General features: G+C 40.5%; 14 protein-coding genes. 9 read left to right on the top strand and 5 right to left on the bottom strand.

Annotated elements, in window-relative coordinates; all coding sequences use genetic code 11:
- Positions 1–105 precede the first annotated feature (105 nt).
- Positions 106–1,119 carry a phosphate acyltransferase PlsX gene (gene plsX / locus NIE32_RS11475; RefSeq protein ID WP_253077038.1) on the top strand — a complete coding sequence of 338 codons (1,014 nt, stop codon included), beginning with the start codon at positions 106–108 and terminating at the stop codon, positions 1,117–1,119.
- Between the two features lie 83 nt (positions 1,120–1,202).
- Here the strand turns inward: plsX and metA are convergent, their stop codons facing one another.
- Positions 1,203–2,111, bottom strand: coding sequence for a homoserine O-acetyltransferase MetA (gene metA / locus NIE32_RS11470; RefSeq protein ID WP_253077037.1), 909 nt, complete (start codon positions 2,109–2,111; stop codon positions 1,203–1,205).
- Positions 2,112–2,551: 440 nt separating this feature from the next.
- Between metA and NIE32_RS11465 the strand changes: the two genes are divergently transcribed.
- The 6 genes from NIE32_RS11465 (at position 2,552) to NIE32_RS11440 (ending at position 9,371) form a co-directional block, all read left to right on the top strand.
- Positions 2,552–3,733: a branched-chain amino acid ABC transporter substrate-binding protein gene (locus tag NIE32_RS11465; RefSeq protein WP_253077036.1), complete on the top strand. Its 1,182-nt coding sequence runs from the start codon at positions 2,552–2,554 to the stop codon at positions 3,731–3,733.
- A gap of 177 nt (positions 3,734–3,910) precedes the next feature.
- Positions 3,911–4,903: a branched-chain amino acid ABC transporter permease gene (locus NIE32_RS11460; protein ID WP_253077035.1), complete on the top strand. Its 993-nt coding sequence runs from the start codon at positions 3,911–3,913 to the stop codon at positions 4,901–4,903.
- A complete protein-coding gene (locus tag NIE32_RS11455) occupies positions 4,904–6,199 on the top strand; it encodes a branched-chain amino acid ABC transporter permease (protein WP_381452103.1) in 1,296 nt (431 codons plus the stop codon).
- On the top strand, positions 6,196–6,972 hold the full coding sequence (locus NIE32_RS11450) for an ABC transporter ATP-binding protein (RefSeq protein WP_253077034.1): 777 nt from the start codon (positions 6,196–6,198) through the stop codon (positions 6,970–6,972). The genes NIE32_RS11455 and NIE32_RS11450 overlap by 4 nt, the downstream gene beginning before the upstream one ends.
- A complete protein-coding gene (locus NIE32_RS11445; protein WP_253077033.1) occupies positions 6,965–7,690 on the top strand; it encodes an ABC transporter ATP-binding protein in 726 nt (241 codons plus the stop codon). The genes NIE32_RS11450 and NIE32_RS11445 overlap by 8 nt, the downstream gene beginning before the upstream one ends.
- Before the next feature lie 397 nt (positions 7,691–8,087).
- Positions 8,088–9,371 carry a condensation domain-containing protein gene (locus NIE32_RS11440; RefSeq protein WP_253077032.1) on the top strand — a complete coding sequence of 428 codons (1,284 nt, stop codon included), beginning with the start codon at positions 8,088–8,090 and terminating at the stop codon, positions 9,369–9,371.
- Positions 9,372–9,406: 35 nt separating this feature from the next.
- Here NIE32_RS11440 and NIE32_RS11435 read toward each other — a convergent pair whose 3' ends face one another.
- The 3 genes from NIE32_RS11435 to gpmA all read right to left on the bottom strand — a co-directional run bounded on the left by NIE32_RS11435 (position 9,407) and on the right by gpmA (position 11,948).
- On the bottom strand, positions 9,407–9,694 hold the full coding sequence (locus tag NIE32_RS11435) for a hypothetical protein (protein ID WP_253077031.1): 288 nt from the start codon (positions 9,692–9,694) through the stop codon (positions 9,407–9,409).
- Between the two features lie 157 nt (positions 9,695–9,851).
- Entirely contained in the window at positions 9,852–11,204 is a 1,353-nt protein-coding gene (locus NIE32_RS11430) for an MATE family efflux transporter (protein WP_253077030.1), read from the bottom strand.
- Positions 11,205–11,246: 42 nt separating this feature from the next.
- On the bottom strand, positions 11,247–11,948 hold the full coding sequence (gpmA, locus tag NIE32_RS11425; RefSeq protein WP_253077029.1) for a 2,3-diphosphoglycerate-dependent phosphoglycerate mutase: 702 nt from the start codon (positions 11,946–11,948) through the stop codon (positions 11,247–11,249).
- A gap of 250 nt (positions 11,949–12,198) precedes the next feature.
- Here gpmA and NIE32_RS11420 point away from each other — a divergent pair, with 250 nt between their 5' ends.
- Complete coding sequence (locus NIE32_RS11420; protein ID WP_253077071.1) at positions 12,199–12,699, top strand: Lrp/AsnC family transcriptional regulator; 501 nt, start codon at positions 12,199–12,201, stop codon at positions 12,697–12,699.
- Positions 12,699–13,868, top strand: a complete 1,170-nt coding sequence (locus NIE32_RS11415) for an aminotransferase (RefSeq protein WP_253077028.1) — start codon at positions 12,699–12,701, stop codon at positions 13,866–13,868. Before NIE32_RS11420 ends, NIE32_RS11415 begins: the two co-directional genes overlap by 1 nt.
- A 105-nt stretch (positions 13,869–13,973) precedes the next feature.
- Here the strand turns inward: NIE32_RS11415 and NIE32_RS11410 are convergent, their stop codons facing one another.
- The gene (locus NIE32_RS11410) at positions 13,974–14,624 is read right to left on the bottom strand and encodes a histidine phosphatase family protein (RefSeq protein ID WP_253077027.1); all 651 of its coding nucleotides are present in this window, start codon (positions 14,622–14,624) and stop codon (positions 13,974–13,976) included.
- Between the last annotated feature and the right edge of the window lie 90 nt (positions 14,625–14,714).

Below are 14,714 nucleotides of genomic sequence, written 5' to 3'. Positions count from 1 at the left end.
TGCGTATTAAGTGATAAAGTGAATCGGTAATCATTTAATAAGTATTGTAACGTGTTATTTGGCTTTTGACGGCTAACACCTGTTTTATATAAAGGAGAGAATAATATGAGGTTAGCGATTGATGCAATGGGCGGGGACCATGCACCGGAATCAATGGTGGAAGGAACACTTAAAGCACTAAATGAGTTCCCAGATCTGCAGGTCACGCTTGTCGGCGATCGAGAGAAACTCGTGAAATTGGTTGGTGACCAGAGCCGTGTCGACATTCTGCATACGACAGAAAAAATTGAAGGTACGGATGCTCCTGTTCAAGCCGTTCGACGAAAAAAACAAGCTTCAATGGTATTAGCTGTGCAGGAAGTAAGAGAACAACGTTGTGCAGCTGCCATTTCAGCAGGAAACACAGGAGCTTTGATGGCTTCTGGGTTATTCGGTGTCGGACGTATTAAAGGTATTGATCGTCCAGCACTTGCACCAACGCTTCCGACTATTCATCAGAATAAAGGTTTTCTATTTCTTGATGTTGGTGCTAATGCAGAAACGAAACCGGAAAATATGCTTCAATATGCGATCATGGGTGCAATCTATGCGGAAAAAGTAATGCATCGCCCAAACCCACGAATCGGATTGTTGAATATTGGGGAAGAACCGGGTAAGGGCAATGAACTCGTTAAGGAAGCCTATAAATTATTGAGTAACGCACCGATTAACTTTGTTGGTAATATTGAATCACGTGAACTGCTTGAAGGACCGGCTGATGTGATTGTTGCTGATGGCTTTTCAGGAAATATGGTACTGAAGAGTATTGAAGGAACAGCGATGTCCTTAATGAAATTACTTAAAGAAACTTTAGGGAGTTCACTCTATACGAAGGTGCTTACCGGATTGATGTATAGTAAACTGAAATCGGTAAAGCAGCATATGGATACATCGGCATATGGTGGCGCCTTGCTCTTTGGTTTGGCAGCACCAATTATTAAAGTGCACGGTGCAGCAAAAAGTGAAGCTGTATATACCGCGATTAAGCAAGCACAATTGCTTATTCAAGAAGATGTTGTGGGAACTATTGAGAAAACCTTCCATGATAAGCAATATGATTGGGCAAACAAAAAAGCATGAGGATATGAATGAGAAAAACTCGGGTGATTAAACCCGAGTTTTTTTGTAAAAAAAAATAAATAATAAATTGTATCAGGTAACGATTAGTCCCATTGAAAGGGGGTTTCTTGATAAACGTAATAATTTAACCAGTTTGAAAAAAGTAAATGAGCATGAGAGCGCCAAAGATTCAAGGGCTTTTTATTGGGATCATCGTTTGGAAAATAGTGTTGAGGGAGATGTGGATGAATCCCTCTATTTAGATCGCGTTTATATTCATTCGCAAGTGTACCAGTATCATATTCTAGATGTCCTGTAACCATAATCTGCTTTCCATTATTGGCCATTAAAATGAATGGGCCAGCTTCATCCGATTCAGAAAGTACAGTGACCTCTTTATGATTGATCAAAGACTTTCGGTCAATATCCGTATACCTTGAATGAGGCGCAAAGAAGACATCGTCAAATCCGCGAAGTAGTTTTTCTTTTGGTTTACTGAGTGTGTGGCTGTAGACTCCTGAAAGTTTCTCGGGAAAAAGTTGTTTATTTATACCGAAATGATAGTACAACGCCGCTTGTGCACCCCAGCAAATGTGCAAAGTCGATGTAACATGTGTATCCGCCCAATCCATAATTTCTACTAACTCATCCCAATAATCGACTTCCGTGAACGGCAGACGTTCAACTGGAGCACCTGTAATGATCAATCCATCAAATTTCTTATTCTTCACTTCATTAAAGACAGTGTAGAACTGATCCAGATGAAAGTGACTCGTATTTTTAGAATTATGTGTAGCAGTTTTCATAAAGGACACATTGACTTGTAGAGGTGTATTACTCAGATGACGGAGTAATTGTGTTTCTTCCATTTCCTTCTCAGGCATCAAATTCAAGATCAGTATATTGAGCGGTCGTATGTCCTGAGTTATTGCACGATCTTCATCCATTACGAAGATATTTTCATTTTCTAAAATCTCGCGTGCTGGGAGCAGCTTCGGTATTTTTATTGGCATAACATCAGTTCTCCTCATGGTTTACTTGGCTATATTATTATAGTCTTTTTTATATTAATCAACTATAACATTACATGAAGTTTTACGAATCCTTTATGAAGGAGATTCCTCAAAAAGAGGATCGTCCATTGTTTCCATGAAAAAATCTAATTAAAAACATGAAAATTTATATAATTTAAAAGAGAAAAAATCACTATATGTAAGCGCTGTAATCGCTGTTATTATAGTTATTATTAGCTATTTTGACTAATCTGTAAAATAAAAAACTGTGTTATAATATCTGACATAGATAATGACTATAGTCTCATAATTAATTATTATGTTCTTTAAAGAGCCGCATAAAAAAAGAGAAACAATAGAGAAGTATTGCGGGGGTGAGTCCTACATAGAAATTTCAGAGTATTTAGAGTTGTGCCGTTTTTATAAAAAGGAGGGTTAAAATGAATCTAAAGAAAATCATCCCGTTAGTGGCTGTTGTTGTATTACTACTTGGTGTTATCAGCGGTTGTGCTTCAAAATCAGGTGGTTCTAAAGGTAAGCAGGTTATCGAAATTGGAAGTCAATCTCCACTTTCTGGCGGTAGCGCAACGCTTGGCGATGCTATTCGTCTCGGTGCAGAATTAGCAATTGATGATCAAAAAGCAGCATTTGCTAAAAAAGGCTTTGAAATTAAACTGAAAGATATGGATGATCAAGGAGATCCGAAGAAAGGTGTGGCAAACGCTCAGATTCTTGCAGCGGATAAAAATGTCTTAGCACTTGTTGGTCACCTGAACTCCGGTGTTGCTATTCCTTCCTCTGAAGTATACGAAAAGAACAACCTGGCAATGGTATCTCCAGCTACTACAGCAACTGTTGTAACTGATCGCGGACTCAAGTCGGTTAACCGTATCTGTGCGCGAGATGATTTCCAAGGCCCTGCAGGTGCAAACTTCGCAGTTAAAACTCTGAAAGCAAAGAAGATTTTCATCATCCAAGACAAGACAGCTTATGGTTCAGGTCTTGCTGAACAATTCAGAGATCAAGCAAAAAAACTTGGTGCCGACATTGTTGGCTATGAAGGAATCACTGTTGGTGAAAAAGATTTCAGTGGTGTGCTTAGTCAAGCAGTAACGAAGAAACCGGATCTCATCTACTTTGGTGGTGTATATGCTGAAGGCGGTCTGATTATTAAACAAGCACGTCAAAAAGGTTTGAACATGCCAATCATGGGCGGCGACGGCCTTGACTCTTCATCAACTGTACAAATTGCTGGCGATGCAGTAAAAGGCGTATACCTGACTTCTGTTGCGGGAGACGTATCAAAAACTGAAAAAGGCCAAGCTTTTGCTAAGAAATATAAAGAAAAATTTGGTAAGAATGTGGAATCTTACTCAGCATATGGCTATGACAGTGCTGGTGTAATCCTTAAAGGAATTATGAATGCTATCAATGCAAATGATGGGAAAAAGCCAACGCGTGAACAAGTCGAAAAAGCGATCCGTGGGATCAAGAACTATGACGGAGTAACTACGAAAGTAAGCTTTAACGATAAAGGCGACAATACTTACGCTAAGGTTTACATTTACAAATTTGATCAAGCTAAATATCCACCGGCTCAAGAAGCTGAAATTAGCCAATGATCAATTGATGAACGTTTGCTTGAAAATTAATAACTGAAGTGTCCAAAAAGGGTATGGAGAAAAAGCTATACCCTTTTAGAAATTTTTAGGTACGATCACATAACTCTGGGCAATGAAGGGTGAATCCTTCATTGCAATACATCCCAATTTTATAACTTGTAGGAAAGTGGTGAGATAATGCTCGCACAGATCATTCAGAACTTGCCGCAGGTACTCATTGATGGTCTGACGCTAGGCGTCGTATACGCGGTTGTCGCGATTGGCTATACAATGGTTTATGGCATTCTTGAACTGATTAACTTCGCTCACGGCGATGTGTTCATGACAGGTGCTTTTATTGGAGCAACCGTTCTTTTTCTCATGTTAGGTATGGGTTTCTTAGCAGCAATGCCGGCACTAATCGTCTTTCTTATCGTTATTGTGGTTGCCGGGATTGCGACCGGCTTGCTCGGTGTCGGTATTGAGCGTGTCGCTTATCGCCCATTAAGACGGAAGAATGCGCCGAAACTGATTGCATTGATTACTTCCATTGGTATCTCTTTTGTACTCGAAGATGCAGTTCGATTTATTGCAGAATTAAAGACTGGTAACTATATTGTTACTGCGCCTTCCATGTTCAACCATAAGTTTACTCTTGATATTCATCACATAATGCCGTTTTTTGATAATGCAACGTTTCAGAGCTCGTTTCTACTCGTTCTTGCAGTAACGATCGTTATGCTTGTTTCATTAGATCTTTTTGTAAACAAAACCAAATGGGGCATGGCGATGCGTGCTGTCGCACAAGATCGTGACACAGCTTCTTTGATGACGATCAATGTGAATCGCGTGATCTCCGTTACTTTCTTTATTGGATCGGCACTTGGTGGAGCTACCGGTGTACTGTTTATGATTCAATATGGAACAATTGATCCATATATTGGATTCATTCTCGGCATCAAAGCGTTCACTGCTGCTGTTCTAGGAGGTATTGGGAATATCCGTGGTGCAATGTTCGGTGGTATTATGTTAGGACTTCTTGAAATGTTTGCTGCTGCTAACCTCTCGCTTATCACCCATGGTGCGATGGGTGCTGAATACAAAGACGTATTTGCTTTCATTATTTTGATTCTGGTACTGATCTTTAAGCCAGAAGGTTTGTTTGGCAAAGCCGTCGTAGAGAAAGTGTAGGTGACAATATTGAGTGCATTGTTTGATAAATTTGCGCAGAGTAAAAAAAATCAAGTAATCCTATTTATAGCGTATGTCGTACTAACAGGACTAGGTCTTTTCCTGTTGCCGGATTCAACGATTGCGTTCCTGTTGTTACTTTTTTCTATTCTTATTCTGTACTATTTAAAGTTTAACTTAAGAGTAAAATGGGTCACAGGGATTGTGATTCTCGCGATCATTGTTCCATTCATCGCGAGTCATAGTGATTCGTACCAGACATATATGGAAGTAGGTACACTTGTTGGCATTTATTGTGCAATGGCATTAGGGTTAAATATCGTTGTCGGCTTTGCCGGACTTCTAGACCTTGGTTTTATTGCATTCTTTGCAGTAGGCGCCTATTCATACGCAATCTTTGCGAGTGGGCAAGCCGCTAAATTTATGCCTTTTGGTCATTACCCATTACCAGGTGGGACTTTCTGGATCTTCATTATTATTGGAGCACTGGTTGCATCTTTGTTTGGTATTTTACTTGGTATTCCAGTGTTGCGTGTTCGTGGAGATTATTTAGCAATCGTAACTCTTGGATTTGGGGAAATTATCCGGATTTTATTGAACAACATGGATCATCCATTGAATATTACCAACGGTTCCATGGGAATTGCTTCCATTAAACCACCAAATTTCTTTGGCATCACGATTGGAAACTCAAGCCAATTCTACTATATTGCACTGGGAATCTTCCTAGTGGTGATCTATGTTGTTCGGAAACTGGAAGATTCAAAGTTAGGCAGATCTTGGAAAGCCGTTCGAGATAATGAAATTGCTGCCCAGGCAATGGGTATCCCGTTAGTTAAGACGAAACTTGCAGCATTCGCGATTGGTGCTTCATTCTCAGGAATGATGGGTGTCGTGTTTGCTGCAAAACAAATGTTCGTCGACGCCACAAGCTTCACATACCTTGAATCGACAATGGTCCTTGTTATGGTTATTTTAGGTGGTATGGGAAGTGTTCCAGGAGTAATTCTTGGTGCTGCTGTTGTGATTATCTTACGAACTCAGGTATTGACTAATATTTCAGACTGGCTCTCTCAGATGAGTACCGATTATGGTATTGAGATTCCGGCAGCTTTGTCTCCGGAAAAAATGCAGTTGTTGATTTTTGGTTTGTTGCTAATTATCTTTGCACTCTATCGCACACAAGGGTTGATTCCGCACAAAAATCGGAAAGTGGATGTCGAGCTTTTGAAGAAAGAATCCGCTGCGGCTGCTCTAGATCGTGAGAAAGTGACGTCAGGAGGTGCCGATTCGTGAACATTTTGGAAGTGAAAAATCTTACAAAACAATTCGGAGGTTTAACGGCGACCTCAGACATCACGATGAATATAGAAAAGAATTCGATTACTGCAGTTATCGGACCTAACGGTGCTGGTAAAACGACCTTTTTCAATATGATTACGGCAGTGTATAAACCAACTTCAGGGGATATTCTTCTTAATGGAAAATCGCTTGTCGGATTAAAGCCGCACCAGGTCTCTCAATTTGGAATCACACGTACGTTTCAGAATATCCGTCTCTTTAACGATATGACTGTTCTCGAAAATGTACTTGTGGGTATGCATCAAAATTTAAAAAGTCATTGGGTCGGTACGTTGCTCCAATTGCCGCACATTCGAAAAATCGAAGAGACCGCAAGGGTTGAAGCTTATGACATTCTAAAATATGTTGGACTCGAGGATTATGTCAACGAGAATGCAGGAAATCTTGCTTACGGTGCACAACGCCGATTAGAAATTGGCCGTGCAATGGCAGCAAAGCCGAAGATCCTGCTTTTAGACGAACCGGCAGCAGGTATGAATCCAAAAGAAACGGAAAAACTAACGAATCTTATTTATGATCTTCGCTCTAAACTTGATGTGACGATAATTTTGATTGAACATGATATGAAGCTGGTTATGAAAATATCCGACTTTATCTATGTACTTGATCATGGTGAATTGATCGCTTCGGGTAAACCTGACGAGATTAGAACAAACAACAGAGTAATTGAAGCATATCTCGGTAAGGGGGCTGTTGCTAATGACTGAACCAATAGCAAAACATTTTCTTGAAGTGAATAAGATTGACAGTTATTACAGTCAAATTCAGGCTTTAAACGGGATCGAATTGTATATTGATCAAGGAGAAATCGTTACTTTGATTGGAAGTAACGGTGCCGGAAAATCAACAACCTTGAAATCAATCAGCGGTCAAGTACGCCCTAAGAAAGGTTCAATTATTTTTGATGGACGGGATATTACTAAATTCCCTGCACATCAGACGGCAGGATTGGGAATCGCTCAAGTACCAGAAGGAAGACGTATTTTTCCAAGACTTACTGTTCGTGAAAATCTGCAAATCGGTGCCTTCTCTGTAAAAGATAAGAGTGTCATTGCACATCGATTAGAACGCGTATTCACATACTTTCCACGACTTAAGGAACGACTCAATCAAAAAGGTGGAACAATGAGTGGTGGCGAACAGCAGATGTTGGCTATTGGGCGCGCACTAATGATGAAACCGAAGCTCTTGATGCTCGATGAACCATCGATGGGTCTTGCACCCATCATTGTCGAACAAATTTTTGATATTATTAAGGAAATGAACAAAGAAGGAATGACGATTTTGCTTGTTGAACAGAACGCGTTCCAAGCACTTCAAATTGCTGATCGAGGTTATGTTATTCAGACCGGTCAAATCGTTCTTGAGGGCAAGGGCGATGAACTGATGAAGAATGAACAGGTGCGCGAAGCTTATCTCGCCTGAGTCTATTACCAAATCAAGGTTGACTAATGAACAGCACCAGATATATCTTCGGGTATTCTGGTGCTTTTCGCAATTCATTGGATTTTCATTAATGTGTTTTATTTGATTGACGATTCGCACTACCATTATAATAGGAACAAATGAAAGTGCTCATGAAGGAGAATGATCAACCAATGAGTAAATACCACCGAACGTTTCGTGAGACTTTGCATTCTTTGTTTTTCGGAAAACAGTGCGCCCTTTGTCATCGACATGCATTTGGAATGACTAACTATGTAAATGATCAGGGCAAAGTGATTTTTATTTGTTCTTCATGTAGGATCTATGCAGAACGGAGAGCATTTAGAAAATGGAAATAAATCAAGTTTAATGTGAGGTTAAGGGAGGCTAAAAAAGAATGACGATACAACAAAAGGTATATCCGGCAGAAAGTGCGGATATCAAACATTTTGTCTCAGGCGAAAAAATGAAGAATGATCATTATTTGCATGCCGTCATCCAATTTGATGCCACAATAAATGAGCATTTGTTAGAAGAGGCGGTTCAGAAAACCGTAACTGCACTCCCGCTTCTTACATGCCGTTATTTGGAGCAAGCTGACAAGGCATATTGGGAAGAGGCCGGATGGACCAGTAAAGATATGATTGAAGTGGTTAGGGAAGAAGATAAAGATAAAGATACAGCTATCCAAAAAGCATTAACGGTGAAATTAAATGAAAAAAAAGGCCCCCAACTTCGGATTACCGTTGTAAGAACTGAAAATCAAGATACACTAGCGATCGTGCTGAATCATATGCTTTGCGATGGCGGTGGATTCAAAGATTATTTATATCTGCTGAGTGATTGTTATTCAAGATTAGTCTTGACCCAACCAATCAATAATCCATTGATAACAAATCCCGGATCGCGAAGTATTCGTCAAGTTTTCGATGTGATGAATGATGAGCAAATGCGAGAGATCAAGAGTGCACAACGAACAAAGTATGTGCAAACTGAAAAGGACTATTTGCCACTTACAGGAGACACGCAGAATCCGTTCATTATAACACATCAAATTGATGCTGATCGTTTTGAAACGGTTAAAAACTATGCAAAGAAAAAGGGTGCAACCATTAACGACGCATTATTTGCAGCTTATGTTTGTGCATTAAGCGATGTACTCCATGCAAATCCAATTGTTCTTGACTGTCCTGTGAACTTACGGACCTATTTGCCAGTAGAGTCGCAAGCAGGACTTTGCAATCTTACGTCAAACATCACTTGTGTTGTTCCAAGCCATGTTGGAGAAACCTTTGATGAAGCACTCTCGTGTGTTAAATCCGTCATGGATGCAGAGAAAGAAAGTCTTGAGCCGTTACGGGTCTACTGGGATCTTGAAGAAGCGACAGAGAAACATTCACTATCCGAAGCTAAGAAGCTTTTTCCGGAAATTTATAGTATTCCTGTTAATGGGATGACAAATATTGGAATTGTAGATGATCAAAAACTGAAATTTACTGATCTTCAGGTTACAGATGTATTTATATCAGGATCGATTAAATATGCGCCTTATTTCCAGGTAGCAGTAACAACATTTCGTAAAAAGATGACGTTCAGTACTAATTTTCATGGTACGGACGAGGATAAACACTGGTTAGACACATTCATCGATGAAATGATCAATTATTTACCTCAGAACTAAAGAAAATCCGAGAGAAATTATCGCTCGGATTTTCTTTAGTTCTTTCTTTGTAAGGAATAGGCGGTTTTACTGATTGTCAGAGAATCAGAAATACCAGCAGATCCAGACGATTGAATTTGCTGAATTTGACGATTTAGCCCGGATATCTTGTCTTCAATATGGACAAGAGATGCTCGATTTTCCTGTGAACTCGAGCGAAGTTGAACTTGATCCGCTTGAAATTCCTGAGCTTTCTTTTCTTGTTGTAAGGCAGCCAATTGATTATAAGTATTTTTCATTGCCTGTCCGGTAGTTATGATCGTCCGAAATGGAGAAATTTGCATTTACCCACCCCCGATTGTTGATTTGCCTCCATTATAAACTTTTCCAAATCTCGGTAAAGTGACCGATGGTCTCTAATAACAGGAGTTTGTTGTAAATGGGGACTTTGGCCTTATTTCAAAATGTACAATTTCATAAAAAAAGGATATAGTGGGAGATTTATTTCGTCGAAATTCTATGCGATCGAGACCGAATAAATAGTTTCTTATAAAAGTAATAGAGAAATACAGCTTTCACCGTGAGATCAATTCCTTGAGCAATCCAAATACCTGCAATCCCGATTTTAAACTGAATACCGAGAAGATAGATAAACACTACCCGGATACCCCACATGCCAATAGCTGTACTGTACATCGGTATTTTTGTTTCACCTGCACCTTGTAAAGCACCAGCGAGTACCAAACCAACTGCAAGCGGCGGCATAAAAAAGGCATCGATGCGCATCGCTAGGGTGATCATATTTGCAGTACTTTGCTGATTGGTGAACCAATCGGCTAAGAATGGGGTACAGAAAAAGAGCAATACTCCAGCAATGCTCATAATTACAACAGAAATGATGGCAGAAAGTAGGCCATATTGATAGGCTTCATCGATTTTTTCTGCTCCGAGCTGTTTGCCTACTAAAATCGTTGCAGCAACCCCAAGACCGAGTCCTGGAAGATAGGCAAAGGTTTCGATATTCTCAGCAATCGCATTCGCAGCATAGATTTCAGTTCCCATAGTGACAATTAAACCTAAATAAACGACTTGTCCTAACCGCATGATCAGCCGTTCAGCGGTGGCCGGAATTGATAATCGAATGATTTTCTTGGTAATTGGTGTATCAAGAGAACTTTTTTTTCGCCAAATTGAAAACCGAATTAATGATCGACGAATGGCAAGAAAAAGCATTGCTGCTCCAATTGTTCTTGTAAGTACGGTAGCAGTGGCTGCTCCGGCAACGCCAAATCCGCTAAACTGAAAAATACCGAAGATGAGCAGATAATCCAAGCCGATGTGAATAAGATTCATCCAGAAACTAACCATCATCGGTGAGACCGTATTACCTGATGCACGAAGTACATTACCAAAATTAATCATTAATGAGATCACAAGTGAAGGAATACCAACGATACGAAAATATGTTGTGCCTTCACGCAGAACATCACCACTTGCGCCCATCAATTTGAGCAAGGATTCCGCGAAGCATAAGGTAATCACACCAAAAAACAGCCCGGCAATTAACGAAATCCAAGTGGCCTGCCGCGCTGCATGTTGCGCGTATGCCGTATTACCGGCACCAATTTGCTTAGCGATAATCGATGAGGTACCGATACCAATCGCCATAAATACTGCTATATATACAGCGAGTAAGGTATTTGCGACACCAACGGCAGTGACTTCAACGAGTCCAAGATGAGCAACAAACAATGTATCAACAAAGCCAACGACCGTTTGCAAAAAGTTCTCCACCATCGCTGGGATCGCTAGTGATAGGACTTCACGGCTCTTCGCGTGCAGTGATGCATTCACAAACAAACACAACCTTAACATATGTAAATAAGAATATATGGATTACATCTTAACTTCATCAATTAATTCTTCTTTAGAAAGAATGTTCAAAGATTTATCAAATTCATAGACAACAGGTGCACCAGTCGGTACATCTACATTTACAATGTCTTCATCCGAAATATTTTCAAGGTATTTAACTAATGCGCGCAACGTATTTCTGTGGCTGACGACGAGCACATTTTTTCCACCGAGAAGTAAAGGTGCAATCTCATCGGCCCAACAAGGGAGGACGCGATCGAGCGTGGTTTTCAAGCTTTCACCGCTCGGTAACAATTTTGGATCGACATTACTGTAACGGCGGTCATGAATCGGATGCCTCGGATCAGCTAAATTGAGCAAAGGAGGAAGTGCATCATAGCTTTTGCGCCAGCGATTCACCAATGCTTTTCCTTCTTTGTTAGCAGTTTCTGCTTTATTCAGACGTTGCAGCGCGCCATAACTCCGTTCATTAAGTCGCCACGTCTTCTTAACCGGAAGCCATTCCTGATGCATTTCATCTAAAATGTATTGGAGGGATTTAATCGAACGTTTGAGTACAGAAGTAAATGCATAATCAAATTCAATCTGTTTTTTTCCCAGCCGTCTCCCTGCCTGTTTTGCTTCTTCAATTCCATTCGTGGTAAGCGCTACATCTTCCCATCCGGAAAAAAGATTGGATTTATTATATGCACTTTCGCCGTGACGAACAACAACCAGTTTCATTTTAAGGCCCCCATTTGCGGGTAACGATTCATTTCATGATTCCGCACAATTGATCAATTCTATTCATTGTAAGTATACGTTATTGAAATTATTTTTCCAATCCGATGTAACCAATAATGGAGATAAGAACGTGAATAAATGTGTCGAGATTTATAACAATTTTTACATATTCTGTGGTTCACAACCGCATACCGTTATATAATGTCTGTAATGTAGTTGGCGCAAGAAGGTTCAGAGAGGAATGATATACGTGAAGCTAACAGCAACTGAGATTGAGATTGCGGAAATATTAGAGAAAGATGCCCGCTTAACAAATGAGGATCTGGCAAAAATGACTGATCTTAGCATTGATCAGATCACTCAAATTGTTAAAAAGTTGGAAGAAACCAAGGTGATTGTCCGCTACGTGTCCTTAGTCGATTGGACGAAGATTGATGGTCATCAAGGGGTTACGGCAATGATCGATGTTAAAGTAACACCTAAGCGGGATGTGGGCTTTAACGACGTCGCTGAACGTATTTATCGCCATAGAGAAGTAAAATCAGTTTACCTGATGTCAGGTACTTATGATCTATCCGTACAAGTGGAAGGACACTCGGTTAATGAAGTAGCTCATTTTGTTAGTCAGAAATTGTCAACGATTGAAGGAGTCATTTCAACAACGACTCATTTTGTTCTTAAAAAGTTCAAACATGATGGCACGATCTATGATTCGGATGATCACGATAAACGAATTGTGGTGTCACCATAATGGAACTGAAAACATCTTATCTTGCAAAACATGTACGCCAGCTGCAACCATCCGGAATTCGTAAGTTTTTCGATGCAACTGCCGGCATGACTGATGTGATTTCCCTTGGGGTGGGGGAGCCTGATTTCGTTACGCCCTGGAATGTTCGTGAGGCAGCCATTCTTTCACTTAAAGATGGGTTTACTTCTTACACTGCAAATGCGGGATTGATCGAACTACGTGAAGAAATTGCGAACTATATAGATGAAAACTATTGCGTATCTTATGATCCGGAATCTGAGATTACCGTAACTGTCGGCGCTAGTGAAGCAATTGATATTGCCTTGCGCGCGATTCTTGATCCCGGCGATGAGGTGTTGGTTGTAGAACCGTGTTTTGTCTCGTATGCACCACTTGTCACACTTGCCGGTGGTGTTCCGGTTATTGTCGAGTCGTCACGCGATCACGATTTTAAAGTGCGTCCGGAACAACTTGAGGATGCAGTAACTGATCGCACTAAGGCCATCATGATTTGCTCGCCAAATAATCCAACAGGATCGATGCTCAGCAGAGACGAAATGGAACAGGTTTGCAAAGTAGCGAAGAAACATGATCTTCTTATTCTGTCTGACGAAATTTATGCAGAACTCGTATATGATGAGCTATACACCAGCTTTGCTGCCATTGAAGGCATGCAGGAACGAACGATTCTTGTGAGCGGCTTTTCTAAGGATTTGGCAATGACCGGTTGGCGATTAGGTTTTGTTTGCGCACCCAAGGAAATCACGGAAGGTATGCTGAAAATTCATCAGTATGCGATCATGTGTGCATCAACAATGGCACAGCATGCTGCAATTGAAGGGTTAAAAAATGGGCGACGGGATGTTACGGAGATGCGAAAGAGCTATCGCCAACGCCGAAACTATATTGTTCAGTCGCTAAATGAGATGGGACTGACTTGTTATAAGCCTGAAGGGGCATTCTACACCTTTCCAAGCATTGAATCTACCGGTATGGATTCAGAAACTTTTGCAACCAGGCTCCTTCATACTGAGCGTGTCGTAGTCGTTCCAGGGAACGCATTTGGAAAAAGCGGTGAAGGTCATGTTCGTTGTTCCTATGCAACATCCATGGCTCAACTCCAAGAGGCAATGAAGCGTATTAGGCATTTTATGGAAGAAATAAACTGACTTTTTACAACTCTTGATTAAAAGTCTATCAATAGGACAAAAGCGAAGCAGATCGGAACAAAGATCTGCTTCGCTTTTGTCTTTTTCACGTTCTATGCGATCGAATTACAATTCTTCAGTGCGACCAATATAATCTAATTCGAAGTGCCCCTCATTCACATTAAGCTTGGTAACGCTACAATTCGGCACCTTACCAATGGTTAAATCCTCCGAAATAAGTACATAGAGCATACAGCAGATATAGAGTGAGTGGGTAACGATCAATATGTTTGACGCGTTGGTATTGAGCAGTGTTTCTTTAAGTGCAAGAATGCGCTTTTTTAAATCTTGAAAGTCTTCCGCATAATCGATCGAATCGAGATTCTTAATGCCGGTCAGTGCTTTTATTTTCAGATCGATCGAAGATTTCCGACTCATACCAAGCTCCCCAGCTGCTTTTCCACCTTCTTCCCACATCACGTCGTTGTCTGCACCTTCGAAGAGGCCAAAGGATGCTTCACGTAAATTAAAGAGTTCTTTTATTGGTAAAGACTCATTTCCAGAATGATCAAGAATTAACCGAGCTGTTTGTCTCGCTCGACCCGTGTCACTAGAAAATGCAGCATCAAAGGTTATCGCTTGCTCTTGTAGTTTCTCACCTAATTCTTCTGCTTGTCGTGTCCCTTTCGATGTCAATGGGGAATCTGCCCATCCTTGTGAACGATTTAATAAATTAAGCAGTGTTTCTCCATGTCGCACGATATAAACTGTTTTCATATTTTCTCCCATTATTTACTATAGATTTATTACTTCTATCGTATCATGAAGAGAAACTTCATGTAAACGGTTAAAGAAAGGTGAAAAAGA

Source organism: Sporolactobacillus kofuensis, from assembly GCF_024125425.1.
Lineage (GTDB): Bacteria > Bacillota > Bacilli > Bacillales > Sporolactobacillaceae > Sporolactobacillus > Sporolactobacillus kofuensis.
This window is presented reverse-complemented; position numbering and strand designations above follow the sequence as displayed.